This window comes from Xanthomonas bromi (assembly GCF_900092025.1).
In the GTDB taxonomy this organism is placed as follows: Bacteria; Pseudomonadota; Gammaproteobacteria; order Xanthomonadales; family Xanthomonadaceae; genus Xanthomonas; species Xanthomonas bromi.
Map to the genome: position 1 here is coordinate 19,148 of NZ_FLTX01000047.1, position 22,350 is coordinate 41,497.

Annotated in this window: 23 protein-coding genes and 1 tRNA gene; 22 read left to right on the top strand and 2 right to left on the bottom strand. The window is 65.3% G+C overall.

Features of this window, described 5'->3' with window-relative positions; translation table 11 throughout:
- Positions 1-43 precede the first annotated feature (43 nt).
- The 4 genes from XBLMG947_RS15220 to XBLMG947_RS15235 all read left to right on the top strand — a co-directional run bounded on the left by XBLMG947_RS15220 (position 44) and on the right by XBLMG947_RS15235 (position 3,998).
- Complete coding sequence (locus XBLMG947_RS15220; RefSeq protein ID WP_484606923.1) at positions 44-2,008, top strand: motility hub landmark protein FimV; 1,965 nt, start codon at positions 44-46, stop codon at positions 2,006-2,008.
- The gene (locus XBLMG947_RS15225) at positions 2,005-2,406 is read left to right on the top strand and encodes a VOC family protein (RefSeq protein ID WP_065469487.1); all 402 of its coding nucleotides are present in this window, start codon (positions 2,005-2,007) and stop codon (positions 2,404-2,406) included. Before XBLMG947_RS15220 ends, XBLMG947_RS15225 begins: the two co-directional genes overlap by 4 nt.
- 153 nt (positions 2,407-2,559) lie before the next feature.
- The gene (gene truA, locus XBLMG947_RS15230; protein ID WP_065469488.1) at positions 2,560-3,333 is read left to right on the top strand and encodes a tRNA pseudouridine(38-40) synthase TruA; all 774 of its coding nucleotides are present in this window, start codon (positions 2,560-2,562) and stop codon (positions 3,331-3,333) included.
- Positions 3,330-3,998 (top strand): phosphoribosylanthranilate isomerase, encoded by a 669-nt coding sequence (locus tag XBLMG947_RS15235; RefSeq protein WP_065469489.1) that lies wholly within the window; start codon positions 3,330-3,332, stop codon positions 3,996-3,998. Before truA ends, XBLMG947_RS15235 begins: the two co-directional genes overlap by 4 nt.
- Positions 3,999-4,372: 374 nt before the next feature.
- On the opposite strand, the gene XBLMG947_RS15240 is transcribed toward XBLMG947_RS15235, so the two are convergent.
- Entirely contained in the window at positions 4,373-5,299 is a 927-nt protein-coding gene (locus XBLMG947_RS15240) for a LysR family transcriptional regulator (protein WP_065469490.1), read from the bottom strand.
- A 105-nt stretch (positions 5,300-5,404) separates the two neighbouring features.
- Between XBLMG947_RS15240 and trpB the strand changes: the two genes are divergently transcribed.
- From trpB to XBLMG947_RS15295, 10 genes are all read left to right on the top strand, one after another.
- Positions 5,405-6,622 carry a tryptophan synthase subunit beta gene (gene trpB / locus XBLMG947_RS15245; RefSeq protein ID WP_065469491.1) on the top strand — a complete coding sequence of 406 codons (1,218 nt, stop codon included), beginning with the start codon at positions 5,405-5,407 and terminating at the stop codon, positions 6,620-6,622.
- 11 nt (positions 6,623-6,633) lie between these two features.
- Positions 6,634-7,152 (top strand): hypothetical protein, encoded by a 519-nt coding sequence (locus XBLMG947_RS15250; protein WP_065469527.1) that lies wholly within the window; start codon positions 6,634-6,636, stop codon positions 7,150-7,152.
- Positions 7,149-7,988 carry a tryptophan synthase subunit alpha gene (gene trpA, locus XBLMG947_RS15255; protein WP_065469492.1) on the top strand — a complete coding sequence of 280 codons (840 nt, stop codon included), beginning with the start codon at positions 7,149-7,151 and terminating at the stop codon, positions 7,986-7,988. Before XBLMG947_RS15250 ends, trpA begins: the two co-directional genes overlap by 4 nt.
- A 386-nt stretch (positions 7,989-8,374) precedes the next feature.
- On the top strand, positions 8,375-9,262 hold the full coding sequence (gene accD, locus XBLMG947_RS15260) for an acetyl-CoA carboxylase, carboxyltransferase subunit beta (RefSeq protein WP_065469493.1): 888 nt from the start codon (positions 8,375-8,377) through the stop codon (positions 9,260-9,262).
- Positions 9,259-10,608, top strand: a complete 1,350-nt coding sequence (glmM, locus tag XBLMG947_RS15265) for a phosphoglucosamine mutase (protein ID WP_065469494.1) — start codon at positions 9,259-9,261, stop codon at positions 10,606-10,608. Before accD ends, glmM begins: the two co-directional genes overlap by 4 nt.
- 123 nt (positions 10,609-10,731) lie before the next feature.
- Positions 10,732-11,670, top strand: a complete 939-nt coding sequence (locus XBLMG947_RS15275) for an isopenicillin N synthase family dioxygenase (protein WP_065469495.1) — start codon at positions 10,732-10,734, stop codon at positions 11,668-11,670.
- Positions 11,671-11,880: 210 nt separating this feature from the next.
- Entirely contained in the window at positions 11,881-12,564 is a 684-nt protein-coding gene (locus tag XBLMG947_RS15280; RefSeq protein WP_065469496.1) for a methylamine utilization protein, read from the top strand.
- The gene (locus XBLMG947_RS15285) at positions 12,561-14,927 is read left to right on the top strand and encodes a putative bifunctional diguanylate cyclase/phosphodiesterase (RefSeq protein WP_065469497.1); all 2,367 of its coding nucleotides are present in this window, start codon (positions 12,561-12,563) and stop codon (positions 14,925-14,927) included. Before XBLMG947_RS15280 ends, XBLMG947_RS15285 begins: the two co-directional genes overlap by 4 nt.
- Positions 14,924-15,796, top strand: a complete 873-nt coding sequence (locus tag XBLMG947_RS15290; protein ID WP_065469498.1) for a DUF3034 family protein — start codon at positions 14,924-14,926, stop codon at positions 15,794-15,796. Before XBLMG947_RS15285 ends, XBLMG947_RS15290 begins: the two co-directional genes overlap by 4 nt.
- Positions 15,796-16,224, top strand: coding sequence for a group I truncated hemoglobin (locus XBLMG947_RS15295; protein ID WP_065469499.1), 429 nt, complete (start codon positions 15,796-15,798; stop codon positions 16,222-16,224). Before XBLMG947_RS15290 ends, XBLMG947_RS15295 begins: the two co-directional genes overlap by 1 nt.
- A 203-nt stretch (positions 16,225-16,427) precedes the next feature.
- Here XBLMG947_RS15295 and XBLMG947_RS15300 read toward each other — a convergent pair whose 3' ends face one another.
- Positions 16,428-17,228: an SDR family NAD(P)-dependent oxidoreductase gene (locus tag XBLMG947_RS15300; protein WP_065469500.1), complete on the bottom strand. Its 801-nt coding sequence runs from the start codon at positions 17,226-17,228 to the stop codon at positions 16,428-16,430.
- 112 nt (positions 17,229-17,340) lie between these two features.
- On the opposite strand from XBLMG947_RS15300, the gene tpiA reads away from it, so the two are divergent.
- The 8 genes from tpiA to nuoE all read left to right on the top strand — a co-directional run bounded on the left by tpiA (position 17,341) and on the right by nuoE (position 22,349).
- Complete coding sequence (tpiA, locus tag XBLMG947_RS15305; protein WP_065469501.1) at positions 17,341-18,096, top strand: triose-phosphate isomerase; 756 nt, start codon at positions 17,341-17,343, stop codon at positions 18,094-18,096.
- 33 nt (positions 18,097-18,129) lie between these two features.
- Complete coding sequence (gene secG, locus XBLMG947_RS15310; protein WP_065469502.1) at positions 18,130-18,591, top strand: preprotein translocase subunit SecG; 462 nt, start codon at positions 18,130-18,132, stop codon at positions 18,589-18,591.
- A gap of 49 nt (positions 18,592-18,640) precedes the next feature.
- Positions 18,641-18,725 (top strand) — tRNA-Leu (locus tag XBLMG947_RS15315).
- Between the two features lie 105 nt (positions 18,726-18,830).
- Positions 18,831-19,187 (top strand): NADH-quinone oxidoreductase subunit A, encoded by a 357-nt coding sequence (locus XBLMG947_RS15320; RefSeq protein ID WP_011037659.1) that lies wholly within the window; start codon positions 18,831-18,833, stop codon positions 19,185-19,187.
- Positions 19,178-19,732, top strand: a complete 555-nt coding sequence (locus XBLMG947_RS15325; RefSeq protein ID WP_010371165.1) for a NuoB/complex I 20 kDa subunit family protein — start codon at positions 19,178-19,180, stop codon at positions 19,730-19,732. The genes XBLMG947_RS15320 and XBLMG947_RS15325 overlap by 10 nt, the downstream gene beginning before the upstream one ends.
- A 36-nt stretch (positions 19,733-19,768) precedes the next feature.
- Positions 19,769-20,521: an NADH-quinone oxidoreductase subunit C gene (locus tag XBLMG947_RS15330; protein ID WP_065469503.1), complete on the top strand. Its 753-nt coding sequence runs from the start codon at positions 19,769-19,771 to the stop codon at positions 20,519-20,521.
- On the top strand, positions 20,518-21,825 hold the full coding sequence (locus XBLMG947_RS15335) for an NADH-quinone oxidoreductase subunit D (protein WP_065469504.1): 1,308 nt from the start codon (positions 20,518-20,520) through the stop codon (positions 21,823-21,825). Before XBLMG947_RS15330 ends, XBLMG947_RS15335 begins: the two co-directional genes overlap by 4 nt.
- Entirely contained in the window at positions 21,822-22,349 is a 528-nt protein-coding gene (gene nuoE, locus XBLMG947_RS15340; RefSeq protein ID WP_065469505.1) for an NADH-quinone oxidoreductase subunit NuoE, read from the top strand. Before XBLMG947_RS15335 ends, nuoE begins: the two co-directional genes overlap by 4 nt.
- Position 22,350: the final 1 nt, after the last annotated feature.

Genomic DNA, 22,350 nt, shown 5'->3' on the forward strand with positions numbered 1-22,350 from the left:
AGCGGCTATATTGATGCCCATGAAACATAGGGGCGGGAGCGCGATGCGTCCGATGCAAGCGATAGGTGCGTTGCTGCTGATGGCCTGCAGCGGCGCTGCCATGGCGTTGGGGTTGGGCGATATCCGGGTGCTGTCCAAGCCCGGGCAACCGCTGGTGGCCGAGATTCCGGTCATCTCCAACGAGCCGGGCGAACTCGACAGCGCGCGTGTGGCGCTGGCATCGGCCACCACGTTTGCGCGGGTCGGTCTGGAACGTCCGCAAGGGCTGGTCAGCAATCTGCAATTCCAGTTCGCGCAGGACGCGCGCGGGCGTGCGGTGATCCGCGTGACCAGCAGCCAGGTGGTGGACCAGCCGGCGATCAACTTCCTGATCGAAGTCGAATGGGGCCAGGGCCGACTGGTGCGCGAATATTCCGCCTTGGTCGACGCGCCCAACACCGCGGCCGCGATCGCCGAACCGGCCATCAACGCGCCGCGCGCCGGTTACCGCAACCTCATTGCGCGCGAGCCGGCGGCTGCGCCGCTTGCCAACCGCAGTGCACAGGACAGCGCCAGGGCCGAACCCACCGCACGTGCAACCGCCAGTGCGTCTGCTGCGGCCGCCACGCAAGCCGGCGATGTCTTGCCGGCAGTGCGCTCGGGCCAGACCTTGTCGGAGATTGCCGCAGTGGTGGCGCGTTCCAGCGGGCATTCGCTGGACCAGACCATGCTGGCGCTGCTGCGCACCAATCCGGATGCCTTCATCAACGGCAACATCAACCGTTTGAAGCAGGGCGCGGTGCTGCGCACGCCGCAGGAAGATGCGCTGGCGCAGGTCGGCGCAGCCGAAGCGGCGGTGATGGTGCGCGAGCAGGCCGCCCAGTGGCGGCAAGCGCGCTCGGCAGTGCCGCAACCGGCCGACGCCGGGTCCACTTCCTCCGCAACGCCAGCGCCCGCTACGCCTGCCGCATCGGCCGGTGCCGGTGCGCGGCTCGAAATCGCCCCTGCAGTGGCGAGTCAGACCAACACCGCCGGCGCGACGTCCGGCACCAGTGCCGAAGGCGAGGGCGAGATGGCGGCCAATCAACAGTTGCAACAGGCCAAGGAAGACATCGCCACCCGCGATGCGGAATTACAGGATCTGCGCACGCGCGTGGCCGATCTGGAAAAGCTCAAACAGCAACAGCAAACGCTGATCGCAATGAAGGACACCGATCTGGCGGCCGCACAGAAGCGCCTGTCGGAAGCCCCGGCGGCCGCGCAACAGGGCAATGGTTTTCCGTTGTGGTCGATCGGCGGACTGGTATTGATCGTCGCTGCCGTGGTGGCGTGGCTGGCCGCACGTCGTCGCAAGCCCTCGCCGCTGCCGCCGTTGCCACGCCGGCAGTACGACTTCGTCCTGCCTGGCGCGCCCGGGCAGGCCACCGAACCGCAGGACGACGCGCAAACCACCGAGCCCAGCGAACGCGATGTGGTGCACGAGACCGAATTCGAGGACGCCAATCTGCGCGAAGACGAGCGCGCCCATGACGTGCATCAACCGTTATCGGACGTATTGCGTCGCGAGCCGCTGCTGTCCGAGCCGGTTGCTGCACCCATGGCGGTCAATAGCGACGATTGGCGCTCGCTGCGTGCCACGCCTCCCGTGGCGGTAACCGAGCCGCAGCACACCGCGCCCGTCGACGAGGCGCCGCACCAGTTGGAACGCGCATCTGGGGAGACGAGCCGCGCAGAAGTCGCGCCCACGATCAGCGCTGTCCCATCGATTGCTTCCCCTGCTTCCCCTGCATCGGTGGCCACCCAGGACAGCCTGGATTTCGACCCTCCGCCTGCGGCACCGATTGCGGCGCCCAGTACGACGAGCAGCAGGGACTTCGCTTCGGCCGGGCGTGATCGCCTGGAACTGGCGGTGGCCTACATGGACCTGGGCGACAAGGACACCGCGCGCGGCCTGTTGTTGGAAGTGGCCGCCACTGGCGATGACGCCACCCGCGCCGAGGCCACCGAGTTGCTGGGCCGCCTGACATGAGCCCGGCGATCGACCATCTCGCCCCGCAGCAAAGCGCCATACGCGAGCGCCGCATCGACTACGTGGAATTCGCCTCGGTCGACCCGGACGCCAGCCGCGCGTTTTTCGAAGCGGTGTTTGGCTGGCAATTTCAGGCGTATGGGCCGGATTACCTTGTCTTCAACGATGGCCGCCTGGACGGTGGCTTCTACCGCGCAGCGGCGCCGGCCGAAGGTGGTCCGTTGGTGGTGCTGTATGCCGATGATCTGGCGCCAGTGCTCGACCGCGTGCGTGCTGCGGGCGGGGAGATCGTCAAACCGGTGTTCGGTTTCCCGGGTGGGAGCCGGTTTCACTTCCGCGAGCCCGGCGGGACCACGTTGGCCGTGTGGTCCGAGCGCAGCGTCGCCTCCAGCGACTGACAACGCGCGCGTTGTCGCTGCTCGGCATCGAGCGATGCTGCTCGTACACTGCACGTCCTCCGCAGCAGCGGGGCCGTGCCGACAATCGCCTGCGATGGCGTGATCGGCATGACCAGCGCGCGGATTTCATCGATTCACTACAGGCAGGTAGCAATGCGTTACGCGCTGGGCGTGGAGTACGACGGCAGCGAGTTCCAGGGCTGGCAGCAGTTGGGCGAGCATGGCGGGCCGAGCGTGCAGGCCAGCCTGCAGGCGGCCTTGTCGTCGGTCGCCGATGCGCCCGTGCAGGTGATCTGCGCCGGGCGCACCGACGCGGGCGTGCATGGCGAATGCCAGGTCGTGCATTTCGACAGCGATGCACGCCGCGAGCCACGGGGCTGGATGCTGGGCACCACCGCACGTCTGCCGCCGTCGATCGCGGTGCGCTGGTGCGTGCCGGCAGCCGATGACTTCCATGCGCGTTTTTCCGCGCGCGCGCGTCGGTATCGCTATCGCCTGCTGAACCGGCAGATTCGCCCGGCGCTGTATCGCCAGACCTTGAGTTGGGAGCGGCGTCCGCTCGATGCCGATGCCATGCATGCGGCAGCGCAGGCCTTGCTGGGCGAGAACGATTTCAGCGCGTTCCGTAGCGTGCAGTGCCAGGCGTTGCACGCGCGCCGCAACTTGCAGGCCATCCACGTGCAGCGCATTGGCGAGGTGGTGGAGATGCAGGTCCAGGCCAATGCATTCCTTCATCACATGGTGCGGAATATTGTGGGCTCGCTGATTTTGGTCGGTGCCGGCGAGCAGCCGGCCGACTGGATCGCGACGTTGCTCGCCGGCCGCGACCGCATTGTGGCCGGCCCGACAGCGCCGCCACAGGGTCTGGTATTTATCGGACCTCTGTATCCTGCAGAGTGGCATCTGCCTGCTGAGGTAACCCAATGAATCGATCGCTGTACCGCACCCGTATCAAGTTCTGTGGCATGACCCGCGCCGGCGATATCCGGCTGGCCGGCGAGCTGGGTGTGGACGCGGTAGGTTTCATTTTTGCGCACGGCAGCCCGCGGCGCGTGGCACCGGCCGAGGCGCGCGCGATGCGCCAGGCCACCGCGCCGATGGTCGATGTGGTGGCGCTGTTTCGCAACAACTCCAAGGAAGAAGTGCGCGAAGTGGTGCGTACCGTGCGCCCGACCTTGCTGCAATTCCACGGCGAGGAAGACGACGCGTTCTGCCGCAGCTTCAACCTGCCGTATCTCAAGGCGGTGCCGATGGGCAGCACCGGCGTGAATGGCGAAGACGCCAACGCGCGCACGCTGCAGTTGTCGTATCCCAATACCGCTGGCTTCCTGTTCGACAGCCACGCACCCGGCGCGGGTGGCGGCACCGGCAAGACCTTCGATTGGTCACGCTTGCCCACCGGGCTGCATCGTCCGTTTTTGCTTGCAGGTGGCATCAACGCCGACAACGTGTTCGATGCCATCGTGGCCACGCTGCCCTGGGGCGTGGATGTCTCCAGCGGCGTGGAACTGGCGCCCGGCATCAAGGACGGCCACAAGATGCGCAGGTTCGTTGAAGAAGTGCGAAGGGCGGATTGTCACGAGATGTCGTGAGGGTGGAAGGGAGAGGCGGGATTCGTGACAGCGCTGGCTTGATGCAACCGATGTGATGGGTGTTGGCCTGGTTGGGCGCGTGCTTGCAAGTCTCCGCCTGAGTTCCGGTAGCCGATGTAGGGAGTCGCCGCACGTTCGTGCGTTGTTTGTTCAGGTTGTGCCGAGGCGCTGTCTCCCCTTGAAGTGATCTAGCGGGTGATCGTGCGCTGGCACGCACCTCGCAGCCATCCAGTGACTGGCTTTGCGCTCCTTCTTGCCAGCCGTGCCGATGCGTGGCGTGTCCGTCCGGTATTGCCTGGTTCCTAGCGGTGCACGCATGCGTTATGGCCACTGGCAGTCGCTGCAGTTGTGCAGCGACTGCCAGCCATGGCCGCTCAGGTTTTCGCAGCCTCCCTGGCCGGAAACCGTTGCTGGTCTTTCTCCAACGCTGCTCCGAGCCAGCCTGCCAGCCGTGCGATGCGTGGGTCCGGGTTGCGCTTTGCGGCGCACAGCACCCAGCGGCCGTGGGTGGCGGTAAATCCCCACGGCGCCAGCAGGCGCCCGGCGGCCAGATCCGCCGCTACCAAGGGCTGCGGCGCGATGGCGATCCCCAGACCGGCGGCAGCGGCTTCCAGCAGATACACCAGGTGTTCGAATTCGGTGCCATAGCGCAGGGTCTCAGGTGCCAGGCCATGCGCCTGCGCCCATTCCGGCCAGGCCTGCGGCCGCGAGCGGGTTTGCAGCAGGGCGTGGTCGCCCAGTGTGGCCGGGTCGGTCCCGTCGATCTGCACTGTTGACGCGAGCTGGGGGCTCAGCACCGGGCCGATCCATTCCACGCCCAGCGCGTGCACCTGCCACTCGCTGGGCCAGGGCGGAGTGTCCAGCAGCAGGGCGGCATCCAGGCCGTCCAGGGCCGGGCCGGGCGGCTGTTCGCTGGCCGACAAGTGCAAACGCACGTCAGGCAGGTCGTGCTGCAGCAGGCCCAGGCGTGGAATCACCCAGCGTGCCAGCAGGCTGCCGGAACACCCCAGCACCAGCGGCGCCTCGACGTCTGGGCGCTGCAACGCTGCCCAGGTCTGGCCGATCACGCCAAAGCCTTCGCTGGTGGCATCGCGCAGCCGGACGCCCGCCGCGGTCAGCACCAAACCGCGGCCCTGGCGTGCAAACAGCGCAGTGCCCAATGCGTGTTCCAACGCACGTACATGCCGGCTGATGGCGCCATGGGTCACGTGCAATTCCTGGGCAGCGCGGCTGAAGCTTTGCAGGCGCGCGGCAGATTCGAACGCACGCAGCGCCGCCAGCGGAGGAAGTGTACCAGTCATATGTGATTCCAGGTCACAGGTTGCAGCAATCTTATCGATTTATCGCCCGTCGCGGCTGCGCTAAAGTAGCGCTTCTCGTATGACGCATCGCTGCAGAGGATTCCCATGTCGGCCCAGCCCATCAGTGACTTTCACGCCTATCCGGATGCTGCCGGCCACTTCGGCAAGTTTGGCGGCCGCTTCGTCGCCGAAACCTTGATCGGCCCGCTGCAGCAGCTGGCTGCCGCCTACGATCAGGCGCGTCAGGATCCGAGCTTCATTGCCGAATACGACAAGGACCTCAAGCATTACGTCGGCCGGCCCAGCCCGATCTATCACGCCGAACGGCTCAGCCGCGAAGTGGGCGGGGCGCAGATCCTGCTCAAGCGCGAGGACCTGAACCACACCGGCGCGCACAAGATCAACAACACCATCGGCCAGGCGCTGCTGGCCAGCCGCATGGGCAAGACCCGCATCATCGCCGAGACCGGCGCCGGCCAGCACGGCGTGGCCAGCGCCACCGTCGCGGCACGTCTGGGCCTGGAGTGCGTGGTCTACATGGGCGCCACCGATATCGAGCGGCAGAAGATCAACGTCTACCGCATGAAGCTGCTGGGCGCGACGGTGATCCCGGTGACCTCTGGCTCGGCCACGCTCAAGGACGCGCTCAACGAAGCCATGCGCGACTGGGTGACCAACGTGCGCGACACCTTCTACATCATCGGTACCGTGGCTGGCCCCGACCCGTATCCGCGCATGGTGCGCGACTTCAACGCGATTGTCGGCCGTGAGGCGCGCGAGCAGATGCTGCAGGATTACGGCCGGCTGCCGGATGCGATCAGCGCTTGCATCGGCGGCGGCAGCAATGCGATTGGCCTGTTCCACGCCTTCCTCAACGACCCGGGCGTCAAGATCTATGGCGCCGAAGCGGCCGGCGACGGTATCGCCACCGGCCGCCATGCGGCGTCGATTGGCGCTGGACGCCCCGGCGTGCTGCACGGCAACCGCACTTACGTGATCTGCGACGACGACGGCCAGATCACCGAGACGCATTCGATCTCAGCCGGCCTGGATTACCCCGGCGTCGGCCCGGAGCATTCGTTCCTGTCCGACAGCGGTCGCGCGGTCTATCAGGGTATTACCGACGACGAAGCGATGGCCGCGTTCCATCTGCTGGCACATACCGAGGGCATCCTGGCTGCGCTGGAGTCCAGCCATGCGGTGGCACAGTCGATCAAGCTCGCACGCGAGCTGCCCAAGGACGCGTTGGTGTTGTGCAATCTGTCCGGGCGTGGCGACAAGGACGTGCATACGATTGCGGCGCGAGAAGGCCTGGCACTGTGAACCAACAAACTGTGAACCAACAACACGTGTACAGCCGTGCCAGCGCGATGGCGCTGCTGTCTTCCTCTGCGATTGCAGTCGGCTCAGCAGCGCCCGTGCTGGGGCGCAGTGCCGGCGCGGTGCGTGTCGGCCAACGCTTTGTCAGACTTGCGCCGCAAGCGGACGGGCAGCGCGTCGATGCCAGCCCGATCGAGAGCGGCGATGACGTCGAGGCGGGGCTGCTGCGCGCTGGCGTACCGATGATGCTGCAGGACGGGCGTGTCGCACGCTTGGACGTCTGCGACGCCACGACGGTTGGACCATTCGGCATCGCCAGCGGCGATAACGAAGCCACGGCGCGTGCGCGTCTGGCGGCAGGCTATCGTGCCGAACTGCATCATGACGGCGCCGGCGACGGCAACGATCGTTATTTGACTTGTCGCGACCCGCAGAGCGGGTTCGCGGTTCGCTATGAAACCGGAGAAGGCAGCGTGAGATCGATGTATGCGGGAACCTGGGACGCCGTGCAATTGGTGGAGGCATGCGCATGAGTCGTCCGCCCGACCGCATCGGTGCGCGCTTTGACGCGCTGCGCCACTCCGGCCGCAAGGCACTGATTCCCTTCATCACTGCCGGCGACCCATCGCTGGAAGCCACCGTGCCGGTGATGCACGCGCTGGTGCGCGCCGGTGCCGATGTCATCGAGCTCGGTGTGCCGTTCTCCGACCCGATGGCCGACGGTCCCACCATCCAGCGCAGCTCCGAGCGCGCGCTGGGACGGGGCGCCGGGCTGGCCTATGTGCTGGAAGCGGTGCACGAGTTCCGCCGCGAAGACGCCACCACCCCGGTGGTGCTGATGGGTTACCTCAACCCGATCGAGATCCACGGCACGCGCCGCTTTGCCGACGCTGCCGTCGCCGCCGGCGTGGACGGCCTGCTGCTGGTCGATCTGCCGCCGGAAGAAGCCGACGAAACCCGTGAAATCTTCACCGAGGTCGGGCTGGCGCTGATTGCACTGGCATCGCCCACCACCAGCGAGCAGCGCCTGGACATGCTGTGCAGCACCGCGCAGGGCTATCTGTACTACGTCAGCTTTGCCGGCGTGACTGGCGCGTCGAATCTGCTCGATACCCATGCCGCCAGCGACCGTCTGCGCCAGCTACGCCAGCGCGCCGGCGCACCGGTGGTGGCGGGCTTCGGCATCAAGGACGCCGCTAGCGCCGCTGCCATGGCCGTGGATGCCGACGGCGTCGTGGTGGGCAGTGCCCTGGTCGCCGCCCTGGCCGAAGCCGATGACGTCCGCAGCGCCCGCGAACGCGCCGAGGCGTTCCTGGCCCCGTTGCGCCAAGCCCTCGACCAGCATAAGAACTCTAGGGCCAGCTACTAAACCGACGATGCCGCCGCCAATGCGGGCGCGGCCGGTGCTCGGAGACGGCATGGAGCACGCCTGCCTGCACTGCAGTTCCTGCGCGCCGCTCACCTGCCCGCCACGCTTTTAGCCGCTCCAAGCCGATCTCCCACCTCAAGGGGGGAGGGATGCGGGCGCAGCCATGGGCACCCAAGCCACTGCGTTGCATCGACAAAACAACGCAGGAGCAGGCCGCGATCCGCCCGTAGCCCGCTTTTCGCAAAGACCTCCAGCCGCCCAGGCCCGGCCGTATCCGCACCAGATCCAGCATTCATGACACCGGCTACCTTGGCATTCCCGCCGCGCGTTAGACTGTCGCCCCTCTGCGGCCCGCCAGGCCGCCCTGCATGGATTGTCATACACGCATGAGTTGGCTCAGCAAATTGATGCCCTCCGGCATCCGCACCGAGAACACCCCGGCCAAGAAGCGCAGCGTTCCCGAGGGTCTATGGGAAAAGTGCAGTAATTGCGGCAGCGCGCTGTACGGCCCGGAACTCGAAGAAAACCTCGAGGTGTGCCCGAAGTGCGACCACCATATGGCGATCCGCGCCCGTGCCCGCCTGAACTCGCTGTTCGACCCGGAAACCACGACCACCGAAATCGCCGCCCAGCTGGGTCCGGTCGACGTGCTCAAGTTCAAGGACCAGAAGCGCTATGGCGAGCGCATCAAGGCCAGCCAGAAGGCCAGCGGCGAATACGACGCGCTGATCGCCATGCGCGGCACGCTCAAGGGAAATCCGCTGGTGGCCGCCGCCTTCGACTTCGCGTTCATGGGTGGCTCGATGGGCTCGGTGGTCGGCGAGCGCTTTGCGCGTGCGGCCGAAGTGGCGCTGGAAGTCGGCTGCCCGTTCGTGTGCTTTTCCGCCAGCGGCGGCGCACGGATGCAGGAAGGCCTGTTCTCGCTGATGCAGATGGCCAAGACCTCGGCAGCGCTCGGCCGCCTGCGCGAAGCCGGCCTGCCGTACATCTCGGTGTTGACCCATCCCACCACCGGTGGCGTGTCGGCCTCGTTCGCCATGCTGGGCGACATCAACATCGCCGAGCCGCATGCGCTGATCGGCTTCGCCGGTCCGCGCGTGATCGAGCAGACCGTGCGCGAAACGCTGCCGGAGGGCTTCCAGCGTTCGGAATTCCTGCTCGATCACGGCGCCATCGACCAGATCTGCGACCGCCGCGAGATGCGCGACCGCATCGCCGACCTCACCGCGATGATGATGCGCCAGCCGCATCCGCAGGACGCCGACGCCGCATGAGCGCACGCAAGTATTTCGGCACCGACGGCATCCGCGGTCGGGTCGGGCAGGGCGTCATTTCTGCCGATTTCGTGCTGCGCCTGGGCAATGCGCTCGGGCGTGTGCTCACCCAGGGCCGCAGCAAGCGGCCGTTGGTGCTGATCGGTAAAGACACCCGCATTTCCGGCTACATGTTCGAAGCGGCGCTGGAAGCCGGTCTGGTTGCCGCAGGCGCCGACGTGCAGCTGATCGGCCCGATGCCGACCCCGGCCATCGCCTTCCTGACCAGCACGCTGCGCGCCGATGCGGGCGTGGTGATCAGCGCCTCGCATAATCCGCACTACGATAACGGCATCAAGTTCTTCTCCGCCGAAGGCGAGAAGCTCGACGACGCCACCGAAGCGGCGATCGAAGCGGCGTTGGAAGAGCCGTTCCACACAGTGGAATCCGAGCGCCTGGGCAAGGCCATCCGCACGCGTGACGCGATCGGTCGCTACATCGAATTCTGCAAGGCCAGCGTGGCGCGCGGCTTCACCCTGCACGGGCTGAAGATGGTGCTGGATTGCGCGCATGGCGCCACCTATCACATCGCACCGATGCTGTTCCGTGAGCTGGGCGCCGAGGTGGTGGTCATCGGCGCTGCGCCGGACGGGCTCAATATCAACGACGGCGTCGGCTCCACGCATATCGACAATCTCGCCGCCAAGGTGCGCGAGTGCGGCGCGCATCTGGGCATCGCCTTCGACGGCGACGGCGACCGCGTGCTGATGGCCGACGACCGGGGCAACCCGGTCGATGGCGACGATCTGCTGTACGTCCTTGCGCGCTCGTGGCAGGCCAGTGGCCGGTTGACCGGCACCGTGGTCGGCACCTTGATGACCAATTACGGCCTGGAACAGGCATTGGCTGCACTGAACATCCCGTTCCAGCGCGCCAAGGTCGGCGACCGTTACGTGCATCAGGCGCTGGTCGAAGGCGGCGGCACGTTGGGCGGCGAAACGTCCGGCCATCTGCTGTGTCTGGATCGCGCCACCACCGGTGATGGCATCGTCAGCGCGCTGCAGGTGCTCGAAGCGCTGAGCCGCGATGGGCAGAGCCTGCGCGAAGCGCTCGGCAGCCTGAACAAGGTGCCGCAGAAGACCGTCAACGTGCGCCTGGATGGCGGTGCGGCCAAAGCCATTGTGGAAGCGGCCAACGTGCAACAGGCATTGCAGCAGGCGCAGGCCGCCGTTCAAGGCCGCGGCCGCGCGTTCCTGCGCCCGTCCGGCACCGAGCCGGTGGTGCGGGTGACCGTGGAAGCCGACGACGCCGGCCTGATGCAGGACACGCTGGACCGACTCTCAGGGGCAGTGCGTGACGCGGCGTGAGTCAATCGTGATTGGCGTGTGCGTGGTCATCGCCAAGGCCGCGACGTTTTACCTGTTGTATCGCCTGCTCATCTGACCAGCAGGCGTCACTCGACCCTTTCGACCTTGACTGCAGACATCCGTATGAGCGCGCGCATTCCCACGCTGGACATCACCCGTTTCGACACCGACCGCGACGCCTTCGTCGCCGAGCTCGGCGCGGCCTATCGGCAGTGGGGCTTTGCCGGCATTCGCAATCACGGCATCGCCCAGGTCGACATCGATGCCGCCTATGAGGTGTTCAAGGCATTCTTTGCGTTGCCGGAAGCGACCAAGCGCCGCTATCACGTGGAAGGCAGCGGCGGCGCGCGCGGCTATACCGCGTTCGGCGTGGAAACCGCCAAGGATTCCAAGCACTTCGACCTGAAGGAATTCTGGCACATCGGCCGCGAGATTCCGGACGATTCGCCCTATCGCGCGGTGATGCCGCCGAACCTGTGGCCCAGCGAAGTACCGGGCTTCCGCGAGCGCGGCTACCAGCTGTACCAGCAGCTGGATCAGCTCGGCTCACGCGTGCTCTCGGCGCTGGTCCTGCATATCGGCCTGCCGCAGGACTACTTCGTCGACAAGACCAACAACGGCAACTCGATCCTGCGGCCGATCCATTACCCGCCGATCACCAGCGACGACATTCCGAATGTGCGTGCCGGTGCGCATGGCGACATCAACTTCATCACCTTGCTGGTCGGAGCCAGCGCCGCCGGCCTGGAAGTGCGCTCCAACGATGGCGAGTGGGTGCCGTTCACTGCCGACGCCGACACCATCGTGGTCAACATCGGCGACATGCTGCAGCGCCTGACCAATCATGTGTATCCGTCCACCATCCACCGGGTGGTCAATCCGCCGGGAGAGCAGGCGCGCCAGCCGCGCTATTCGGTGCCGTTCTTCCTGCACCCCAATCCGGATTTGCTCATTGACGTGCTGCCCTCGTGCATCAGCGCCGATAACCCCAGCCGTTACCCCGAGCCGATCACTGCGCATGGCTTCCTGGAAGAGCGCCTGCGCGAGATCAAGCTGAAGTAATCCAGCGCGCGTCGGAGTGCGTTGCGCGCAGCCAATAGCTGTGCTCGCAATAGGGTTGGTGACGATTGCCACATATTCATTCACGAAGTTCCGCTCGCGTCCGGTTAAAGCTTGCGTTCACTCCCGCCGATAACCCAGTCTGATCGCTAGCGCGACGTCGGACTCGCCTGGCGCCCGCTACCGATTGCATAAGGTTGGGGACGCTTGCGCATGCGATGGTTCAAACGGGTGGGTGTGGTGTGTGTGCTGGCCGCGTATGCCGTCTCAGGGGCGGTAGCGGCCACGTCTGTTGGCGTGACCGTGGCCGACGCCAATGGCGTGTTGGTCGATGCGGTCGTGAGTCTGGAGCCTGCGCGGCCGGTGGCGCCTGGCGCGGTCAAGACCGTGGAAATGGACCAGATCAACTCGCAATTTGTGCCTGCCGTGCTGGCAGTGCGCACCGGCACCCTGGTGCGCTTTCCGAACAACGACCAGATTCGCCATCAGGTCTATTCGTTCTCGCCGGCCAAGCGCTTCGAACTGCCCCTGTTCCAGGGCACCACGGCTACACCGGTGCGTTTCGATCAGGCTGGCCTGGTCATCATCGGCTGCAATATCCACGATTGGATGCTGGGGTACATCGTGGTGCTGGAGACACCGTACTTCGGCAAGAGCGGCAGCGATGGCCGCGTCCAGCTTGACGCGCCTGCGGGCAATTACACGCTGCGTGTCTGGCATCCGCGCATCAAGGGCGCTGCCAGCAGCCAGCCGCTGGTGATCGCACGCGATGCGGTGCAGCGCCGCGTTACCCTGCAGACCACCGGCACCGCTCCGGTCGTGGCGCCAGCGGATGCGCGCGTGCGCGCGCTGCAAGACAAGTTCCGTAACGCCGACCCGAAGAAGCCGCGTCCATGAGGTCGATGCGCCTGCATACCCGCATCGCGGCCTTGTTGGTGCTGGTCGTGCTTGGCACGCAGGCGCTGACATTTGTTGCCGTGCAGGTGGCGACCGAGCGCAGCGTCAAGGCGCAGCTTGGCGAAGAGCTGGAAATCGGGCAGCGGGTCTGGCAACGCATCAACGTGCGCCGCGACGAGCAGTTGGTGCAGTCGGCGTCGGTGCTGGCCGACGATTTCGGGTTCCGGGCGGCCGTCGCCAGCGGCGATATACCGACCATGCAATCGGCCTTGCGCAACCACGCCGCGCGCATGTCGGCGCAAACCGCGTTGTTGCTGTCGCCGGATGGCGAATTCCTGACCGGCCTGGCCGATGTGCCGCAGGCCGAACAACTGCGTGCGGTGCAGGCATTGCTGCAACAGGCCCAGCGCGATGGACGCGCGGTAGGCGTGGTGGCGCTGGATCAGCACATCGTGCGGCTGGCGGTGGTGCAGGTGCTGGCGCCGAACCGGGTCGGCTGGATCGCGATCGGCAACGAATCCGGCGATGGCCTGGCACAGGATTTCCGCAGCACCACCGGGCTGGATGCCACCTTCTTTACCGATGGCCCTCCGGTGCGCGTGCTTGCCTCCACGATGGAGCCATCGGCGCGTGCCGAATTTGCGCAACAACTGCCCGCGGCTGAGAAGGTGCAGAGTGCATCGATCCCGTTGACGCTGGGTGAGTCGCGCTATCTGGTCAGGCTGCAAACGATCCAGGGCGACAGCCATGTGCGGGTGGCATTGCAGGCATCGTTGGACCGCGCCGTGGCGCCATACCGCATCCTCAAGCTGCGCATCCTGCTGCTGGCCGGATTGGCGACCGTTGCTGCACTGGGTGTGGCGATTTTTCTTGCGCGCAGCGTGAGCAAGCCGGTTGCGCAACTGGTACAGGCCGCGCGGCGCATCCAGCGCGGCGATTACCACACCGCCTTGCAGGTGCCGCCCGGTCGCGAGCTCGCCGAACTGGCCGACAGTTTCGGGCGCATGCAGCACCAGATCGCCAGCCGCGAGCAGCACATCCTGCATCAAGCCCGGCACGACGCCTTGACCGGGCTGCCCAACCGGATCTGGTTGCTGGAGCGGTTGAAGGAGGTGGTGGAGCAGACCGTGGCATCCGGGGGTACCGCCGCGGTGCTGATCCTGGATCTGGAGCGCTTCAAGGAACTCAACGACAGCCTGGGCCACGACTTCGCCGACCAGGTGTTGGTGGAGGCCGGGCGCCGGCTGGTGGAGGTCGTGCAGGAGCCCAATCTGGTGGGCCGGCTGGGCAGCGATGAATTCATGGTGGTGGTGGCGCACGCCGACGCGGCCAGCGTGCAGCAGGATGCGCAGCGCCTGCTGCTGCAGCTGCGTCGTCCGCTGGTGCTGCCGCAGGCGCGCATCCAGCTGGAAGCCAGCATCGGTATCGCCTTGATTCCAGACCATGGCGCCGACCCGGATACCTTGTTGCGCCGCGCCGATATCGCGCGGCGGCAAGTTGGCACCACAAGCGCCATTGGCGCCAGCGTCTATCGCCTGGGTCAGGACGAACAGCATCTGCGGCGTTTGCGCCTCACTGGCGATCTGCGTCAGGCCATCGGCGCCAACGAGCTCACCTTGCGCTTCCAGCCCAAGATCTGTCTGCGCAGCGATCAGGTCGAGCAGGTCGAAGTGCTGGTGCGCTGGCATCATCCGGTGCTTGGCCCGATCGGCCCGGACGAATTCATCCCGCTCGCAGAGCACTCCGGCGTGATCCATCCGCTCACCCGCTACGTGCTGGACGAAGCGCTGCGCTGCCAGGCGCAATGGCGCGCGCAAGGGCTGGTGCTGGGCATGGCGATCAACCTGTCCGCGCTCGATCTGTCCGACCCTGGCTTGCCCGACTTCGTACGCGGCCGTCTGGAGCATCACGCCGTACCGGCGCATTCGGTCACGCTGGAATTGACCGAAAGCGCCTTGATGCGCGATGTCGAATTCGCGCTGCACATGCTGCATCAGCTACGCAGTGTGGGCGTGCGCCTGTCCATCGACGACTTCGGTACCGGCTATTCCTCCTTGGCCCAACTCAAGCGCATGCCGGTGAACGAATTGAAGATCGACAAGAGTTTCGTCATGCAGTTGGCCGAAGGGACCGACGATGCCTTCATCGTCCGCAGCACGATCGATCTGGGCCATAACCTTGGCCTGAGCGTCATCGCCGAAGGCGTCGAAAACACCACCGCGCTGGCGTTGTTGCGTGGTTATGGCTGCGACATGGTGCAGGGCTATCTGTATTCACCGCCTCTTGAAGAGGCGCCGCTGGTGGCCTGGTGCATGCGCCAACTCGGCATGACCTCGGCGACGCACGCAGGCGTGCAGCGATGAGCGCGTGTCTGCGCGTCGCACTGATCGCGTCGGCAATGGTTGGCGTGTTCGCGCCACTGCCTGCACTGGCCGGCGACGGGCGCCTGCTCGCCACTGGCGGCGTGTCGACGATCGAAGGCAGTAGCGGCGGCGGCATCGTGCCGTGGGCCACGTTATCCGGTTACGGGACGCGCGACGAACTCGGCACGATTGTGTTTGCCACGCATGTGGACAGCGGCGATTACCGCCTCGACGTGCAGGGCGCTGCGCTCACGGTCGGCAATCGTCTGGAGTTGTCGCTTGCCCGCCAGCGTCTGGACCTGGGCGCCTTGCAGGACCGGCTTGGCTTGCCATGGAATGCGCTTGGCCAGGACGTGTTTGGCGCCAAGCTGCGCCTGGCCGGCGATCTCGTCTACGGCAATGCGCCGCAAGTCAGCCTGGGCGTGCAGTACAAGCGCGTGCGCAACGGCACCTTGCCGCTGGCGATCGGTGCGCGCGACGACCACGGCACCGACGTCTACGTCAGCGCAAGCCGCTTGTTGCTGCAGGGCGCCGGCGGGTATCAGTTGCTGCTCAACGGGACCTTACGCGCCACGCGCGCCAACCAGACCGGCTTGCTCGGCTTCGGCGGCGATCGTCGCAACAGCTATCGTCTGATGCCCGAAGTCGCTGCCGCTGTGGTGCTGTCGCCGTCCTGGGCGGTGGGTGTGGAATATCGCGACAAACCCAATAACCTCGGCTTCGCGCGCGAGCAAGCGTGGGCAGATGCATTCGTCGCCTGGTTTCCCAGCAAGCATGTCTCGTTGAGCGCGGCGTGGGCCGATCTTGGCGACATCGCCACGCTTGCCGATCAGCGCGGTCCTTATCTCTCTTTGCAGGTGGCGTTCTGATGAATCGATGGTTGCGCTGGCCCTTGCTGTGCATGCTGGGCCTGACAAGCGCCTGCGCCAGCACGCAACCGCGACAGACGCTGTACGACGAGCTTGGCGGGCAAGCCGGCATCGAAGCGCTGGTGGAAACCATGCTCTCGCGCATCGCCGACGACCAACGCATCGTCGATAAGTTTGCACGCGTCAATATCGCCATGCTCAACGAGCGCCTGGTGCAGAAGTTCTGTCATGTCGCCGACGGCCCATGTCCCGACACTGCCAAGTCGATGCAGCAGGCGCACGCGCACCTGGCCATCCGCGAAGGCGACTTCAACGCCTTGGTCGAAGATCTGAACTGGGCGATGGATCAGCGCAAGATTCCGCGCCGCACGCAAAATCGCCTGCTCGCACGTCTGGCAGCCATGCATGGCGAGATCGTCAATCACTGAGGGCGGTGATTGGTTCTAGCGCTGGCGGTCAGGCGCGCGAGCCGATGCTGCCATGCAGTGGGCAGGCGCGCTTTCGAACCTCTGGACGAGCGATGCATGCGCTTGCGTGGTCGTCGCACGTCCTCCGAACGACCAGCCTGCGTACAGCCACGAAGCGCCGCTGAGCAGATGCGGAATCTCTCACTCAGCCAGTCCGCGGCCGCTCAATCCAGCGGCCGCACCCGATGTGAGCCGCGCGCCATCAGGCGTAAGGCGACCGCATGCGGCAGCAGCCGTAGTGCGGCATTGACCAGCCGATAGCGCCAGCCGGGCACTGCCAGCACCTGGCCGCGTTCCAGCGCGGCGATTCCGTACTCCGCCACCGCGTCGGCCTGTAGCCAGGCCCAGGCGGGCAGGGTGGACATCGCGTTGCGGGTGCCGGTGACATCGTGGAATTCAGACCACGCAAAGCCTGGACACAGCGCGCACACCTTCACCGCGCAATCGGCGTTTTCCAGCGCCAGCGATTCGCTGAAGCGCAGCATGAAGCTTTTGCTGGCCGCATACAGGGTCTGCCCGTCAGCGCTTGGCGTCAGCGCCGCGAACGAGGCCACGTTGAGAATGCGGCCCTGGCCGCTGGCGCGGATCATCGGCAACAGTCGCCAGGTCAGCTCGCACACCGCGCTGACCATCACCTGCAGAAAGCGCGCATGCGTGGCCCAGTCGTTGTGCAAATACCGGCCCGGCACACCGTAACCGGCATTGTTGACCAGCGTTCCCACGGTCCAGCCATTGTGTTGAATCTGCCTCGCCAACGCCTCGGCCGCCGCAGGGTCGGCCAGATCGGCTGGCAGCACTTCCACCCGGACAGTGCTGCGCAATTCGTCGGCCAATGCCTGCAGCCGGTCCACCCGGCGCGCAGTCAGGATCAAAGGCACGCCGCGCCTGGCGTACGCGCGCGCAATTTCGCGGCCGATGCCGCTGGAAGCGCCGGTGATCAACGCAAAGACAGGCGAATCGGACATGGCAGGTTCCTGGAAGGAGAGGGATGGGACATGCGGCGGACAGAAGTGTGCCGATTGCTGGCAGACCTTGAGCTATTCTGTCGCCTGTCTTCAACTCAGGGACCTGCGCCTGATGCGTCGTAAAATCGTTGCCGGAAATTGGAAGCTGCATGGCAGCCGCGCCTTCGCCACAGAACTGGTGGCCAAGCTCGCCGCGCACATGCCCCTGGAGGGTGTCGACGTCGTCATCCTGCCGCCACTGCCTTACCTCGGCGACCTGATCGAGGATTTCGAGGCGCATCACCTGGCGTTCGGAGCCCAGGACGTCAGCAGCAATGAGCAGGGCGCCTATACCGGTGAGGTGTCGGCTTCGATGCTGGTCGATGTCGGTGCCGGCTACGGGCTGGTGGGTCACTCCGAGCGCCGCCAATACCATCAGGAAAGCAGCGAGCTGGTGGCGCGCAAGTTCGCCGCCGCCATCCATGCCGGGCTGATTCCGGTGCTATGCGTGGGTGAATCGCTGGAGCAGCGTGAAGCCAGTCAGACTGAGGCAATCCTGCGTGCCCAGCTCGAACCGGTCCTGGCGCTGGTCGGCAGTGCCGGTTTCGCGGGCGCGGTGCTGGCCTACGAACCGATCTGGGCCATTGGCACCGGCCGTACCGCCACCCCGGAGCAGGCCCAGGCCGTACACGCCTTCCTGCGTGGCGAAGTCGCGAAAGCGGATGCTAGAATCGCCGACTCTCTGCCCATCCTGTACGGGGGCAGTGTCAAGCCCGACAACGCCAGCGAGCTGTTCGCACAGCCCGATGTCGATGGCGGGCTTGTCGGAGGCGCCTCCTTGGTGGCCGAAGATTTCCTGGCCATTGCGCGTGCGGCGGCCGCTTGTTAACCCATTAAGTTTTGTCCGGGGACGGATTTCGAAATGCTGATGTTGATCCTCAATGTGGTCTACGTGCTGGTCGCGCTGGCGATGATTGCGCTGATACTGATGCAGCGTGGCGCAGGTGCGGCGGCCGGTTCCGGCTTCGGTGCCGGCGCCTCTGGCACCGTGTTCGGTTCGCAGGGTGCGTCTAACTTCCTGTCCAAGTCGACAAAGTGGCTGGCGGTGGTGTTTTTCAGCATCAGTCTGTTCATGGCGTGGTACGCCACCCACGGCGCGCGTCCGACCGATCAGAACCTGGGTGTGATGTCGCAGTCCGCCACCCCGGCGCCGGCTGCGGCCGGCGAGCTGCCCAAGGCGCCGGCTGCCGGTGCCGTGCCGACCGCGCCGTCGCAGCCTGCTCCTGCCGCCGCGTCGGCTGCGGCACCAGCGCAGTCCGCACCATCGCAACCGGCGCCTGCAGCACGCGAAGAAAACGCTTCAGAGCCAGCACAAAAACGCTGAAGCCGGTTACAATACGCTGCGCACTGGGATGCCCAGCGGCGCAACGTATGCCCAGGTGGCGGAATTGGTAGACGCACTACCTTGAGGTGGTAGCGACTTAGGTCGTAGGGGTTCGAGTCCCCTCTTGGGCACCATTGTTTGGCTGCAGTTCCTGTGCATTGCGGTTCGCTGCGCGCGGGTCCTGCCTATACCCCATGCCGGCACGCGGCGCGTGCGGGCAGAGGCAAGAGAGAATCGCTGTGCTGGCCGAATATTTGCCGAGTCTGCTGTTTCTGGTTGTTGCCACTGGCATCGGCATCGTGTTGATGCTGATTGGTCGGTTCCTCGCTCCGCGCAGCCCGGACGCGCGCAAGCTTTCGCCGTACGAGTGTGGCTTCGAAGCATTCGAAGACGCGCGCATGAAGTTCGATGTGCGCTACTACCTCATCGCGATCCAGTTCATCGTGTTCGACCTGGAAATCATCTTCATCGTGCCGTGGACGCAGGTGTTCATGGAGATCGGCGCACGTTCGCTGGTCACCATGGGTCTGTTCGTCGGCATGTTGTTCCTCGGCTTTATCTACGTGTGGAAGAAGGGAGCGCTGGAATGGGAGTGATTCAGACCCTGGATCGTCTGATGACCAACCCGATGCCGGAAGGCCGGGTGGAGGACATCCTGCGCCCGGAAGGCGAAAACCCGCTGCTCGAAAAGGGCTACGTGACCACCAGCGTCGATGCGCTGCTGAATTGGGCGCGCACCGGTTCGATGTGGCCGATGACGTTCGGCTTGGCCTGTTGCGCCGTCGAGATGATGCACGCGGGCGCTTCGCGTCTGGATCTGGACCGCTACGGCGTCGTGTTCCGCCCGTCGCCGCGCCAGTCGGACGTGATGATCGTTGCCGGGACCCTGGTCAACAAGATGGCTCCGGCGCTGCGCAAGGTCTACGACCAGATGCCGGATCCGAAGTGGGTCATCTCGATGGGTAGCTGCGCCAACGGCGGCGGCTACTACCATTATTCGTATTCGGTGGTGCGCGGTTGCGACCGCATCGTGCCGGTGGACATCTATGTCCCGGGCTGCCCCCCGACCGCCGAGGCGCTGGTCTATGGCATCTTGCAGCTGCAAAAGAAGATCTGGCGTACCCAGACCATCGCGCGCTGACACCCGTCTTCTTCTACCGAGAGCAGCCAAGCCCCCATGGCAGAGCAAGCATCCTCCTTCACTGACCGACTTGCGGCACGTTTCGCCGGTGCGCAGATTGCCGTGGCTTTGCCGCGCGGCGAAGTGACGCTGGAAGTCGCTGCGGCCGATTGGCACGCCACCTGTCTTGCGCTGCGCGACGAGCTCGGGTTCGAGCAGCTCAGCGACCTGTGCGGCGTCGATTACCTGGGCTATGGCAGCGCCGAATGGGACACCGCCGATGTGTCCTCGCAGGGCTTCAGCCGCGGCGTCGAAGGCAAGGCACTGGGTCGATTCGCCTGGGGCGAATTTCCCAGCCAGGAAAGCTCCACCGGCGCGCATCCGCAGCACATGCCTAAGCAGCGCTTTGCGGTGGTCGCGCAACTCATTTCCTACCAGCACAACCAGCGTCTGCGCGTGCGTTGCTACGCACCGGACGAGCAGGTGCCGGTGGTGGCGTCGGTGACCGATATCTGGCCGGGCGTGAACTGGTTCGAGCGCGAAGCGTTCGACCTGTTCGGCATCGTGTTCGATGGTCACCCGGACCTGCGCCGCATCCTGACCGACTATGGATTCGTCGGCCATCCGTTCCGCAAGGATTTCCCGCTGATCGGCAACGTCGAAGTGCGCTACGACGAAGAGCGCAAGCGCGTGGTGTACGAACCGGTGACATCGGTCGAGCCGCGCGTCGGCGTGCCGCGCGTGATCCGCGACGACGCCCGTTATGAGACTGCCGCCGGTGAAGTGGGCAAGTCGGAGACTGCCAAGTGAGTGAGTTCCGCCAGGCAACCGATGCCTTCGCGAGCAATCCTGTGGAAAGCAAGCAGGAAATCCGCAATTACACGATGAACTTCGGCCCGCAGCATCCTGCGGCGCACGGCGTGTTGCGCCTGATCCTGGAAATGGATGGCGAGACCGTGGTGCGTGCCGATCCGCATATCGGCCTGCTGCACCGTGGCACCGAGAAGCTGGCCGAGTCCAAGCCGTTCAACCAGTCGGTGCCGTACATGGACCGCCTGGACTATGTGTCGATGATGTGCAACGAGCACGCCTATGTGCGCGCTATCGAGTCCCTGATGGGAATCGAGGCGCCCGAGCGCGCGCAGTACATCCGCACCATGTTCGACGAGATCACCCGCATCAAGAACCACCTGATGTGGGTCGGTTCCAACGCACTCGATCTGGGCGCAATGGCGGTGATGCTGTACGCATTCCGCGAGCGCGAAGAATTGATGGACGTCTACGAGGCGGTCAGTGGTGCGCGCATGCACGCGGCCTACTATCGCCCCGGTGGCGTGTACCGCGATCTGCCCGATCGCATGCCCAGGTACAAGGAATCGCGCTGGCACAAGGGCGGGGCGCTGAAGAAGCTCAATGCAGCGCGCGAAGGCTCGATGCTGGACTTCCTCGAGGACTTCACCAATACGTTCCCGTCGCGCGTGGACGAATACGAAACGCTGCTGACCGATAACCGCATCTGGAAGCAGCGTACCGTCGACGTGGGCATCATCAGCCCGGATCTGGCGCGTGCCTGGGGCATGACCGGTCCGATGCTGCGTGGTTCGGGCATCGAGTGGGATCTGCGCAAGAAGCAGCCATACGCTAAGTACGACGCGGTGGAGTTCGACATCCCGGTCGGCACCAACGGCGACTGCTACGACCGCTATCTGGTGCGCGTGGCAGAGATGCGCGAATCCAATCGCATCATCAAGCAGTGCGTGAAGTGGCTGAAGGCCAATCCTGGCCCGGTCATGGTCACCAATTTCAAGGTCGCTCCGCCAAGTCGCGAAGGCATGAAGGACGACATGGAAGCGCTGATCCATCACTTCAAGCTGTTCAGTGAAGGCTATTGCGTGCCGGCCGGCGAAACCTACAGTGCGGTCGAAGCGCCCAAGGGCGAGTTCGGTTGCTACCTGATGTCCGATGGCGCCAACAAGCCGTTCCGCGTGCATTTGCGCGCGCCAGGCTTTGCGCATCTGTCGTCGATGGATGCGGTGGTACGTGGCTATTTGCTGGCCGACGTCGTGGCGATGATCGGTACTTACGATTTGGTTTTCGGTGAGGTTGACCGATGAAGGCGACGGGTAATTTCGAAGCGGCGCGCGACGTCGATCCGCAGGTAGTGCTGAGCGACAAGACGCGTGCGCATATCGATCATTGGCTGGCCAAGTTTCCTCCCGATCGCAAGCGGTCGGCGGTGCTGCAGGGCCTGCACGCTGCGCAGGAACAGAACCAGGGCTGGCTGACCGACGAGCTGATCGTTGGCGTGGCCAAATATCTGGAACTGCCGCCGGTTTGGGCCTATGAGGTCGCCAGCTTCTACTCGATGTTCGAGACCGAAAAGGTTGGCCGCCACAACGTGGCGTTCTGCACTAACATCAGCTGCTGGCTCAACGGCGCCGAAGATCTGCTGGCGCACGCGGAAAAGAAGCTGGGTTGCAAGCTGGGTCAGTCGACGGCCGATGGCCGCGTCTACCTCAAGCGCGAAGAAGAGTGCCTGGCGGCCTGCTCCGCAGCGCCGATGATGGTCATCAACGGCCACTACCATGAGCAACTGACGAAAGAGAAGGTCGACGCGCTGCTGGACGGGCTGGAATAAG

Bases quoted from the DNA above. Each gene is read 5' to 3' on its own strand.
- XBLMG947_RS15220 (WP_484606923.1), top strand. From the start codon at position 44: ATGCGTCCGATGCAAGCGATAGGTGCGTTGCTGCTGATGGCCTGCAGC.
- XBLMG947_RS15225 (WP_065469487.1), top strand. From the start codon at position 2,005: ATGAGCCCGGCGATCGACCATCTCGCCCCGCAGCAAAGCGCCATACGC.
- truA (WP_065469488.1), top strand. From the start codon at position 2,560: ATGCGTTACGCGCTGGGCGTGGAGTACGACGGCAGCGAGTTCCAGGGC.
- XBLMG947_RS15235 (WP_065469489.1), top strand. From the start codon at position 3,330: ATGAATCGATCGCTGTACCGCACCCGTATCAAGTTCTGTGGCATGACC.
- XBLMG947_RS15240 (WP_065469490.1), bottom strand. From the start codon at position 5,299: ATGACTGGTACACTTCCTCCGCTGGCGGCGCTGCGTGCGTTCGAATCT.
- trpB (WP_065469491.1), top strand. From the start codon at position 5,405: ATGTCGGCCCAGCCCATCAGTGACTTTCACGCCTATCCGGATGCTGCC.
- trpA (WP_065469492.1), top strand. From the start codon at position 7,149: ATGAGTCGTCCGCCCGACCGCATCGGTGCGCGCTTTGACGCGCTGCGC.
- accD (WP_065469493.1), top strand. From the start codon at position 8,375: ATGAGTTGGCTCAGCAAATTGATGCCCTCCGGCATCCGCACCGAGAAC.
- glmM (WP_065469494.1), top strand. From the start codon at position 9,259: ATGAGCGCACGCAAGTATTTCGGCACCGACGGCATCCGCGGTCGGGTC.
- XBLMG947_RS15275 (WP_065469495.1), top strand. From the start codon at position 10,732: ATGAGCGCGCGCATTCCCACGCTGGACATCACCCGTTTCGACACCGAC.
- XBLMG947_RS15280 (WP_065469496.1), top strand. From the start codon at position 11,881: ATGCGATGGTTCAAACGGGTGGGTGTGGTGTGTGTGCTGGCCGCGTAT.
- XBLMG947_RS15285 (WP_065469497.1), top strand. From the start codon at position 12,561: ATGAGGTCGATGCGCCTGCATACCCGCATCGCGGCCTTGTTGGTGCTG.
- XBLMG947_RS15290 (WP_065469498.1), top strand. From the start codon at position 14,924: ATGAGCGCGTGTCTGCGCGTCGCACTGATCGCGTCGGCAATGGTTGGC.
- XBLMG947_RS15295 (WP_065469499.1), top strand. From the start codon at position 15,796: ATGAATCGATGGTTGCGCTGGCCCTTGCTGTGCATGCTGGGCCTGACA.
- XBLMG947_RS15300 (WP_065469500.1), bottom strand. From the start codon at position 17,228: ATGTCCGATTCGCCTGTCTTTGCGTTGATCACCGGCGCTTCCAGCGGC.
- tpiA (WP_065469501.1), top strand. From the start codon at position 17,341: ATGCGTCGTAAAATCGTTGCCGGAAATTGGAAGCTGCATGGCAGCCGC.
- secG (WP_065469502.1), top strand. From the start codon at position 18,130: ATGCTGATGTTGATCCTCAATGTGGTCTACGTGCTGGTCGCGCTGGCG.
- XBLMG947_RS15325 (WP_010371165.1), top strand. From the start codon at position 19,178: ATGGGAGTGATTCAGACCCTGGATCGTCTGATGACCAACCCGATGCCG.
- XBLMG947_RS15330 (WP_065469503.1), top strand. From the start codon at position 19,769: ATGGCAGAGCAAGCATCCTCCTTCACTGACCGACTTGCGGCACGTTTC.
- nuoE (WP_065469505.1), top strand. From the start codon at position 21,822: ATGAAGGCGACGGGTAATTTCGAAGCGGCGCGCGACGTCGATCCGCAG.